Origin of the sequence: Janthinobacterium lividum, from assembly GCF_011601275.1 — a bacterium.
In the GTDB taxonomy this organism is placed as follows: Bacteria; Pseudomonadota; Gammaproteobacteria; order Burkholderiales; family Burkholderiaceae_D; genus Janthinobacterium; species Janthinobacterium lividum_E.
In genome coordinates, this window is sequence record NZ_JAAOLY010000015.1 from 151926 (window position 1) to 162128 (window position 10203).

Genomic DNA, 10203 nt, shown 5'->3' on the forward strand with positions numbered 1-10203 from the left:
CAATACCCCTCCCCATCAAGGAACAGCATCATGCAACTCTCACTGAACAGTAAAATCTGCGTCGCCGCCACCGCGCTAGCCGTCCTCAGCCTCGGCGTCACGGCGGCGGTGATCGGCTACAAGAGCAGCGCCAGCGCCGAAGCGGCCGCGCTGGACCTGGCGCGCACGTCGGCGCGCGAAGTGGCAGGCGCCCTGCAGGCGCGCATTGCCAGCAATCTGTCCAGCGTGTCCAGCCTGGCCGGCTCCATGCGCGGCACCAAGAGCGCCAGCCTGCCCCTGCAGCGCGAACAGATCAATGAACTGACCAAGGCAACATTGACCAGTTCCGAAGACTTGCTGGGCTCGGCGGTGACGTGGGAGCCGAACGCGCTCGACGGCAAAGATGCGGATTTCGCCAACCAGAAACCGTACTACGACGCCAGCGGCCGCTTCATGCCCTACTGGACACGGGGCGCCGGCGGCAAGCTGCAAGTCGAACCCATCGTCTTCGACCAGAAACCGGGCGCCAACGACTGGTATGACGTGCCCAAGCGCACAGGCAAGACTTACTTTACGGAACCATACATCTACCCCGTCGATGGCAAGAATGTCCTGATGGCCTCGCTGGTGGCGCCCATCATGATCGACGGCAGCTTCAAGGGCGTGGCCAGCGCCGACTTCATGCTCACGCGCCTGGCGAAAATCCTCGCCGACCTGAAAGTGATCGAGGGCGGCAAGCTGGCCCTGATCTCGAACGGCGGCCTGTACGCGAGCCACCCCGTGCCTGATCGTCTCGGCAAGAAAGCCGACGACGTGCCGGCGGCCGGCCTGGAAAAGGTGCGCCAGGGCCAGTCGTATGAATACGAGGACGACAAGGGCTACATCCATTTGCTGCAGCCGCTGCAGATCCACCCCGATATCGCGCCATGGAGCGTGGAACTGAATTTCCCGAAAAGCGTGGCTACGGCCTCGGCGCGCGACCTGATGATCTATACCCTGATCGTCGCCCTGCTGTGCGCGGCGGCCACGGCCGGCATTCTGATTCTCGTCGTCAACCAGCTGACGCGTCCCCTGCGTACCCTGGGCCGCACCATGACGGACCTGTCGAGCGGCGACGCCGACCTGCGCGTCAAGCTGGAAGTCAAGGGTACCGACGAGCTGGCCGTGATCGGCAAGGGCTTCAACGCCTTCGTGGAAAAAATCCACGCCGTGCTGCTGCAAGTGCAAGCCAGTGCCGACAACGTGGCCCGCGCCAGTGCGGAAATTGCGCAAGGCAATAACGACCTGTCGGCCCGCACGGAGCAGCAGGCCAGTTCGCTGGAAGAAACGGCCGCCTCGGTGGAAGAGCTGACGGGCACCGTCAAGGAAAACGCCGACCATGCGCGCCAGGCCAATCAACTGGCCGCCTCCGCCTCCAGCGTGGCGCAAAAGAGCGGCGAAGTGGTCGGCAAGGTGATAGCAACCATGACGTCGATTAACGACTCGTCGAACAAGATCGTCGACATCATTTCCGTCATCGATGGCATCGCCTTCCAGACGAATATCCTGGCCCTGAACGCGGCCGTGGAAGCGGCGCGCGCGGGTGAACAGGGGCGCGGTTTCGCCGTCGTCGCCACGGAAGTGCGCAACCTGGCGCAGCGCTCGGCGGCGGCCGCCAAGGAAATCAAGCTGCTGATCGACGACTCCGTCGGCAAGGTGGCGGCCGGCAGCAAGCTCGTCGACGAAGCGGGCGCCACCATGGAACAGGTGGTCGACAGCGTGCGCAAGGTGACCGCCATCATGGCCGACATCAGCGTCGCCACCAACGAGCAAAGCGACGGCATCGCGCAAGTCAACCAGGCGCTGGCGCAGATGGATGGCGTGACGCAGCAGAACGCGGCCCTGGTCGAGGAAGCGGCGGCCGCCGCCGAAAGCCTGCAAGACCAGGCCAGCCACCTGGCCGAGGTGGTCAGCGTATTCAAGCTGGGCGCACAACAACAAACGACGCCGCAGGCAATGCCGGCGGTGACAAAAGTGGCGCCGCCGCCAGCCAGGCGCCTCGCCCCGGCCAAGCCGGCGCCCGCGGCAAGAGCGCCAGCCAAGGCGCCGGCCGGCGATGACTGGGAAGAGTTTTAAGCCGCCCTGCCTGGTAATTGCAAGCTGCCCTTGATGTAAATCAAGTGGCGAATACATTCGGTGAGAATTGCCCCTGATCCATCCTTTTATACTGTTGCCGCGTCTACGGCACGCATGCTTGCCGGAATAAAAGGATGGAGCATGAAAAAAATCGTGGCAGTATTCCTGACATCAAGCACCGCACTGCTGGCTGGCTGCGGCGGTGGCGGCGGCAGTGATGGAGGCAATTCGAATGCCGGCTCGACGCTGGCACCCTACGTCGGTACCTGGCAAGCGCCGTGCGACGAGCATGAACGCCAGACCATGGTGGTCGCAGCCAAGGCCGATGGCAGCGGCGCGATGGAACTGACCTCCACCATCGAAACCTATCTCAAGACAGGCTGCAGCGGCACCTTGCTGGGCACGGAAACCATGACCGCAAAGATGAGCGCGACACCGGATGGCGTGGCCGACGTCCTCGTCAAACTGACGGAAAATGGGGCAGCCACCAACGTGCGCATCGACAAGCTGAATCTGTCCATGCCCGCCTATACCTTCAACGTCACGGGACCTGGCGTGCAATACGTGAAGAAAGATGGCAAACAGCAATGGTGCATCGACTATGAAGGCGGTTCCACCTGCCTGCTCGACGAAGGCATGCGCCCGGCGCAAACCATCAAAGGCGGCATCTTCTTGCGCGACAACAATCTCTACACCTTCTCGCATAACGGCAGCAGTTATGTGCCCGACATGCTGTACGTAAAAAAATAAGCGCGTGAGTTGCTGCGGGGTCCATGGCCCTGCAGCGTCAAGGCCTCGATACCGCTGGCAAGGCTAGGTGTAGAATCGGACAGACATTGCAAAAGCAGAAAGCTATCCTGTTAAAAAAAGGAGCTTGCCATGTCGACCAACGCGTTCTCCCTGCCGTCCGACGCCGCGCTGACTGCCCTGTTGCAGCCGCAGGACGGCGCCCTCGCCCCCATCGAAGGCTTGCGGCGCCTGCGCGACGCGGGATTGGACCAGCTCCCCCTGCCCGGCCACGGCGCCACCCTGCGGCGCTGGCAAATGCTGGCCGCCATCGCCGCCATCGACCTGTCCCTGCTCAAGCTGTATGAAGGCCATACGGATGCGCTCGCCATCCTGGCGGAACTCGGCGGCCCCTGTGTGCCGGTCGGCAGCAGCTGGGGCGTCTGGTGCGCGGACCTGCCCGACGCGCGCGTACATTTGCGGCAGATGGCCGATGGCCGCCAGGTGCTCGACGGGCGCAAGGCCTGGTGTTACGGCGCGCAGGGCCTCGACCATGCCTTGATCAGCTGCCGGAGCGACGCTCACCAGGCTTGCCTGGCCACCGTAGACCTGTCGCAGCCTGGCGTGCGCGTCACGGACGAAGGCTGGCAAGCCGTCGGCATGCGCGCCTGCGCCAGCGTCGACGTGACTTTTTCCGCCGCGCGCGCCGTTCCCGTCGGCGCGCCCGGCGCCTATCTGGCCCGCCCCGGCTACTGGCATGGCAGCGCCGGCATCGCGGCCGCCTGGTATGGCGCGGCCTGCGCCATCGCCAGCCACCTGCATGCGCGCGCGCAGCACGCCGCCCCCGATCCCGTGCGCCTGGCGCAACTGGGCCAGATCGACTGCGCCTTGCGCGCCACCGGCGCCCTGCTGCGCGAAGGCGCCGCCGAGATCGACCTACACCCGCAAAGCGATGCGATGGCCCTGGCGCTGCGCCTGCGCCTGGCCGTGGAGGATGCGGCGACCCTGGTGCTGCACCTGGCCACCCGGGCGCTGGGCGCCGGCCCCTTGTGCCGCGACGCCCATTTCGCGCGCCTGGCGGCAGACCTGCCCGTGTTCCTGCGCCAGAGCCATGCCGAACGCGACCAGGCCGTGCTGGGCGGCATCGTCGCCGGCGCGGAAGCACATCCGTGGACGCTGTGACGGCGCACGGGCAAAAAAATCGCCGGACCGGATGGACTCCGGGCCGGCGATCAGGGCTAGCCTGACTACGTGATTACCTGAGCGGCATGGCGATGCCGAACATGACCGACTGGGTACGCCCGCTATCGATATTCAGATTGCTGTTGTAGTCCAGGGTGATCGTCATGCCGTTCGACAGCAGCAGTTTCACGCCCAGGCCCGCCGCCCAGTTGCCCGTCTGTTGCGGCACCGTGCGGATCACGTACACGGGGCCGTCGGCCACCAGGTCGGCATACGCCAGGCGCGCATCGTCGGCGCCCTGGAACTGATGCCGGTACTCGAGCCGCGCACGCGGGAACCACGTGCCCAGGCCGCCCACATAGATGCCTTCGGCGCGCACACCGAGCGCGCCGATGCGCGAGCGCACGGTCTGCTTGAAGTAGCTCAGGGCGTTGATGCCGGCCGCCTTCTCCGTGTACGGATCGAGCTTGGCCGACATCAGTTCCACGCGGCCATACGGCGACCACATCCAGGTGTCATGGCGCATCTCGATGCCGCCCACCAGCGCGCCGAACACTTGTTTGCCGTCGCGCTCGCCGGTGGCGAAACCGCTGCCATCGGCGAGGTAGCGCGAAGCGTCGTACTGCAAGGTGCCGTAGCCGAGCACGCCGTCGAGGAAGACGCCCTTGCTCGGACGCAGGCTGCCATACACGGCCGCCACGGCGCTGTCGGCCGTGCTGCGGCTGCCGTTCTGGCCCACGTCGCTGCGGTCATGGCTGAAGCCGGCACCCACGCCCAGGGTCGCCAGGTCGCTGAGGCGGTAATCGCCCCCCACGCTCACGCCGTTGGTACGGAAACGGAAGCCCGTGTCGCGGCCATTCACATAGTGCTGGCCGAAGTCGACGGCGCCACCGAGCCACAGAGCCAGCGCCTGCTTCTGCGTATCGGGCTTTTGCGGCATGTCCGGCAAGCCGCTGGTGGCGCCGCTGACGTCCACCTGCTGCCGTTCATCGCTGCTGAAACCAGCGCCTGGCTGGCGCAAGGCCGCCTTGCGCATGAACGGTTTCACGGCCGTGCCGAATACGCGGTCCGCTTCGTCCGCCTGCCAGCGCGCCAGCGCCGCCGTCGGATTGCCGCTGTCGTTTGGCGGCGTCAGGCTCAGGCCGAAGCTGGAACGTCCCCAGCCATCGCCATGCAGGCTTTCCAGGCGTTGCGTGAAGTTCGACAGCTGTGCGCTGGCGAAACGCCGCGCCGCGTCCGCTTGCGCCGCCTGCAGGCCGATCACTTCCGGATCGACCGACGGGTCGCGCCGCGCAGTCACGGTCACGTTGACGACACCCGGTTTCGAGGTGGCATACGCATTGCTCAGGGTGTAGCTGACGACGGCCGCGCCGGCGAACTTGCCCGAGGCCGCAAAGCTCAGCTGGTACGACGGCTTGCCGGCCGTGCCCACGTCGCGCACCACCACCTTGCCCGCTTCCGCCGGCGCCACGCTCAGCACATTGGCCGCCGTGAACGGGCCACCCGTGGCGCCCGCCGTCAGGTCGACATTGACCGTCAGGCCGGCCACCACCGTGACGCTCTGGCTGAGCACTTGCGGCATCGGATTGACGGTAATCGTCGAGGTCACCGGCGCCGACGTGCCGAAGGCGTTCGACACGGTATAGCCGATGCGGATCTCGCCGCTGGTGTTGATGCCTGGCGTGTAGACGATGTCCATGCCGTTGACCACCGCCGTGCCGCTGGCAGGTTGCGTCGTGATGGCCACGGCCGTGAACGGCCCGCCCGTGGCGCCTTCGGCCACATGCAGGGTCACCGGCGTGCCGGCCAGGACCGTGGCTGTCTTGGCCACCGGCACGGGCACGGGCCGCGGCGCCACCGTCACGCTGACCGTGGCGGGGGCGGAGGTGCCGCCCGGACCCGTCGCCGTGTAGCTGAAGGCGTCCGGACCGAAGTAGTTGGCATTCGGCACATACATCACCTTGAAGGCGCGATTGCCTCCCCCCGCCGCGCCGCTCGACACCACCGTGACGGTCCCATGCTGCGGCGGCGTGACGATGGTCACTGCCGTGATCGGGCTGCCATCCGTGGAAGCGATGGTCAAACTCACTTCCTGGTTGGCCGAGGTCGTCGCCGTTTCATTGGCCACCGGCGGCGGCGCCTGGTTCACCAGCAGGGTCAAGGCTTGCTGCACCGTGAACTGGTGCGCGTCCTTCGCTTGCAAGGTGAAGTTGTAGCTGCCCGCCACCGTCGGCGTGCCGCTCAACACACCGCTCGCCGCATCGAGCACCAGGCCCGCCGGCAAGGCGCCGCCGCTCACCGCATACGCATACGGCGCCACGCCGCCGCCAGCCGTGAATGGCTGGCTGTACGCGTCGCCGGCGCGGATCGCCGCCAGGCTGGCCGGCGTCAGGCTCAAGGTGGGCGCAGCGACGGCCAGGGTGTAGCTGTTGGTGGCGCTGAATGGCGCACCCGCACCCGTGCTGCTGTCGGTGACCTGGATGCTGAGCGGGAAGCTGCCGGCCACATTGGTGGTGCCGGACAGCACGCCGGTCGCCGCATTCAAGGTCAAGCCGGCAGGCAAGGCGCCGCTGCTGATGCTGAAGGTATGTGGCGCCGTGCCGCCCGCCGCCGTCAGGGTTGCGCTATAAGCCGCTTCCGCCGTTGGATTGGGCAGGCTGGCTGGCGTCAGGCTGACCGTGGCCGAAGCGACCGTCAGCGTATAGCTTTGCGTGCCGGTGAACTGGTGCGCATCTTCCGCTTGCACGGTCAAGGTAAAACTGCCGGCCGCCGTCGGCGTACCGCTGAGCAAACCGCCGCCGCTCAGTGTCAGGCCCGCTGGCAGGCTGCCGCTCGATACCGTATAGGCATACGGAGCGACGCCGCCGCTGGCCGTCAATTGCTGGCTGTATGCCGTGGCCACTTTCGGCGCCGGCAAGGTTGCCGGGGCCACCGTGATGGCGGGCGCGGCAACGCTCAAGGTATAGCTGTTGGTGGCACTGAATGGCGCCCCCGCACCCGTGCTGCTGTCCTTGACCTGGATGCTGACGGGGAAGCTGCCGGCCACATTGGTCGTCCCCGACACCACGCCCGTGGATGCGTTCAGGCTCAAGCCGGCCGGCAGGTTGCCACTGCTGATGCTGAAGGTATATGGCGCCGTGCCGCCCATCACCGCCAGAGGCGCGGAATATGCCGCTTCCGCTGTCGCATTGGGCAAGGTGGCTGGCGTCAGGCTGATATTGGCCGACGACACAGCCAGGGTATAGCTGCGCGTGCCGGTGAACTGGTGCGCATCGGCCGCTTGCACCGTGAAGGTAAAGCTGCCGGCTGCTGTCGGGGTGCCGCTGAGCAAACCACTGCCGCTCAGGGTGAGGCCCACTGGCAGGCTGCCGCTCGATACCGTATAGGCATACGGAGCGACGCCGCCGCTGGCCGCCAATTGCTGGCTATATGCCGTGCCCGCTTTCGGTGCCGCCAGCGAGCCTGGCGTCACCGAAATTACGGGAGCGGCGACTGCCAAGGTATAGCTGCTGGTGGTGCTGAACGGCGCCCCTGTCCCCGTGCTGCTGTCGGTGACCTTGATGCTGACCGGGAAGCTGCCGGCCACATTGGTCGTCCCCGACACGACGCCGGTGGATGCATTCAGAGTCAAGCCGGAAGGCAGGCCGCCGCTGCTGATGCTGAAGGTATATGGCGCCTTGCCGCCCGCCGCCGTCAGGGTTGCCGTGTAGGCCGCTTCCGCCGTCGCATCGGGCAGGGCCGATGGCGTCAGGCTGATACTGGGGATGCCCACTGCGACCGTGATGGTCGCCGGCGCCGAAGTGCCGCTGGCATTCTTGGCCGTATAGGTGAAGCTGTCGCTACCACTATACCCGGCTGTCGGCATATAAGTGATGCTGGCGCCATTGGCCGTCGCCGTGCCATGCACAGCAGCGGATGCCACTGCCACCGAGGTCACCGGGCCGCCGCTCAGGTTCAAGGCAATCGCCGTGGCGCCGCTGCCATACGCCACGCTGACGCTAACGTCACCGGCAACAGGTACAGCAACGGCCACGGTGCCCGAATAGCTGATCTGCGCTTTGAACGGCGCACCTGTCCCCGTGCTGCTGTCAGTCACGGTGACGGTAAAGTTGTATGCGCCAGCCGTGGTAGGCGTGCCCGACAAGGTGCCGTTCGCCGCCAGCGTCAAGCCCGCGGGTGCATTGCCGGTGGTGATGTCATAGCCATACGTGGCCGTCCCGCCAGTAGTGGTGATACTGTCGCTGAAGGCAACGCCCACCATCATCGCCGGCAGGGCTGTCGGCGCGATGACGAGCGTCGGCGCCGCCACCGTCAGCGTATAGGCCTGCGAACCGGAATACGGGCCGCTGCCCGTCGAACTATCCTTCGCACGCGCGGTGAAGTTGAAGGTGCCGGCCGCCGTCGGCGTACCCGACAGCACACCGCCGCTGGACAAGCTTATACCGGGCGGCAAGGTACCACCTGGGACGATATCGTAGGTATAGCTCGCCTTGCCGCCCGAAGCCGTCAAGGTCTGGCTGTATGCCGTACCGACGATTGCGCCAGCCACGCTGGTCGGCGCAAGCGTCACCGTCGGCGCGCTGACCGTAATCGTCACGGTGGCCGAGTTCGAGATACCAGTGCCGTTGCTGGCCGTGTAGGTAAAGCTGTCGCTGCCGCCAAAGCCTGCCGCCGGCGTATAGGTGATGCCGGTGCCATTGGCCGTTGCCGTGCCATTCAAAGCAGCAGACGCCACGGCCACCGAGGTTGCCGCGCCACCACTCAGATTCAGGGTGATCGCAGTAGCGCCGCTGCCGTACGCCACCGTCGCGCTGACATCACCGGCAACGGGCACGGCGATAAAGGTGAACCTGTCCGCTGGTATGGCGGCGCTGGTGCCACCCGCGGTAGTGATGCGCACATCGACCGTGCCCGTGCCGGCAGGCGCCATCGCCGTGATCTGCGTGGCGCTGTTGACGGTGAAGCCCGTCGCTGCCGTGGCGCCGAAGGTCACCGCCGTCGTGCCGCTAAAACCCGTACCGGTAATGGTGACAGTGCTGCCGCCAGTGGCCGGGCCGGCCGTGGGCGAAATGCTCGTCACCGCCGGCGCCGCCACAAAAGTAAATTGGTCCGCCGCGCTGGTGGCACTGGTCCCGCCAGACGTGGTGACGCGTACGTCGACCGTGCCGGAGCTGCCAGCTGGCGCCGTAGCCGTGATCTGTGTAGCGCTGTTGACTGTGAACCCGGTCGCTGCCGTGGCACCGAAGGTTACCGCCGTCGTGCCGCTAAAACCCGTGCCGGTGATGGTGACCGTGGTGCCGCCCGTCGCAGGACCTGAAGTCGGCGAAATGCTCGTCACTGCTGGCGCCGCCACGTAGGTAAATTGATCGTTTGCACTGGTGTTGCTGGTGCCACCCGCTGAAGTGACGCGCACGTCGACCGTGCCCGCGCTGCCTGCTGGCGCCGTGGCCGTGATTTGCGTGGCGCTGTTGACGGTAAAGCCATTCGCTGCCGTGGCGCCGAACGTCACCGCCGTCGTGCCGCTAAAGCCGGTGCCTGTAATGATGACCGTGGTGCCGCCGGCAGTTGTGCCGGAGGTTGGCGAAATACTGCTCACCACCGGCTTTGCCACATAGGTAAATTGATCGGCGGCGCTGGTGGCGCTGGTGCCGCCCGTCGTGGTCACACGCACATCGACCGTGCCCGTGCCGGCTGGCGCCGTGGCAGTAATCTGCGTGGCGCTGTTGACGGCAAAACCTGTGGCTGCCGTGGCGCCGAAGGTCACCGCCGTCGTGCCGCTAAAACCCGTACCGGTAATGGTGACAGTACTGCCGCCAGTGGCCGGGCCGGCCGTGGGCGAAATGCTCGTCACCGCCGGCGCCGCCACAAAAGTAAATTGGTCCGCCGCGCTGGTGGCACTGGTCCCGCCAGGCGTGGTGACGCGTACGTCGACCGTGCCGGAGCTGCCAGCTGGCGCCGTGGCTGTGATCTGCGTGGCGCTGTTGACTGTGAAGCCGGTCGCTGCCGTGGCGCCGAAGGTTACCGCCGTCGTGCCGCTAAAACCCGTGCCGGTGATGGTAACCGTGGTGCCGCCGGTCGCAGGACCTGAAGTCGGCGAAATGCTCGTCACTGCTGGCGCCGCCACGTAGGTAAATTGATCGTTTGCACTGGTGTTGCTGGTGCCACCCGCTGAAGTGACGCGCACGTCGACCGTGCCCGCGC

3 protein-coding genes and 1 pseudogene are annotated in these 10203 nt (G+C 66.3%); 3 read left to right on the plus strand and 1 reads right to left on the minus strand.

Annotated elements, in window-relative coordinates; all coding sequences use genetic code 11:
* Positions 1 to 30 precede the first annotated feature (30 nt).
* The 3 genes from GYK42_RS21890 to GYK42_RS21900 all read left to right on the plus strand — a co-directional run bounded on the left by GYK42_RS21890 (position 31) and on the right by GYK42_RS21900 (position 4002).
* Positions 31 to 2094, plus strand: coding sequence for a methyl-accepting chemotaxis protein (locus tag GYK42_RS21890; protein WP_166449183.1), 2064 nt, complete (start codon positions 31 to 33; stop codon positions 2092 to 2094).
* A 141-nt stretch (positions 2095 to 2235) separates the two neighbouring features.
* Positions 2236 to 2844, plus strand: a complete 609-nt coding sequence (locus GYK42_RS21895) for a hypothetical protein (RefSeq protein ID WP_166449184.1) — start codon at positions 2236 to 2238, stop codon at positions 2842 to 2844.
* A 129-nt stretch (positions 2845 to 2973) separates the two neighbouring features.
* Positions 2974 to 4002, plus strand: a complete 1029-nt coding sequence (locus tag GYK42_RS21900) for an acyl-CoA dehydrogenase (RefSeq protein WP_166449185.1) — start codon at positions 2974 to 2976, stop codon at positions 4000 to 4002.
* A gap of 73 nt (positions 4003 to 4075) precedes the next feature.
* Here the strand turns inward: GYK42_RS21900 and GYK42_RS21905 are convergent.
* A pseudogene (locus GYK42_RS21905) lies at positions 4076 to 10186 on the minus strand (putative Ig domain-containing protein); the annotation flags it as partial.
* Positions 10187 to 10203: the final 17 nt, after the last annotated feature.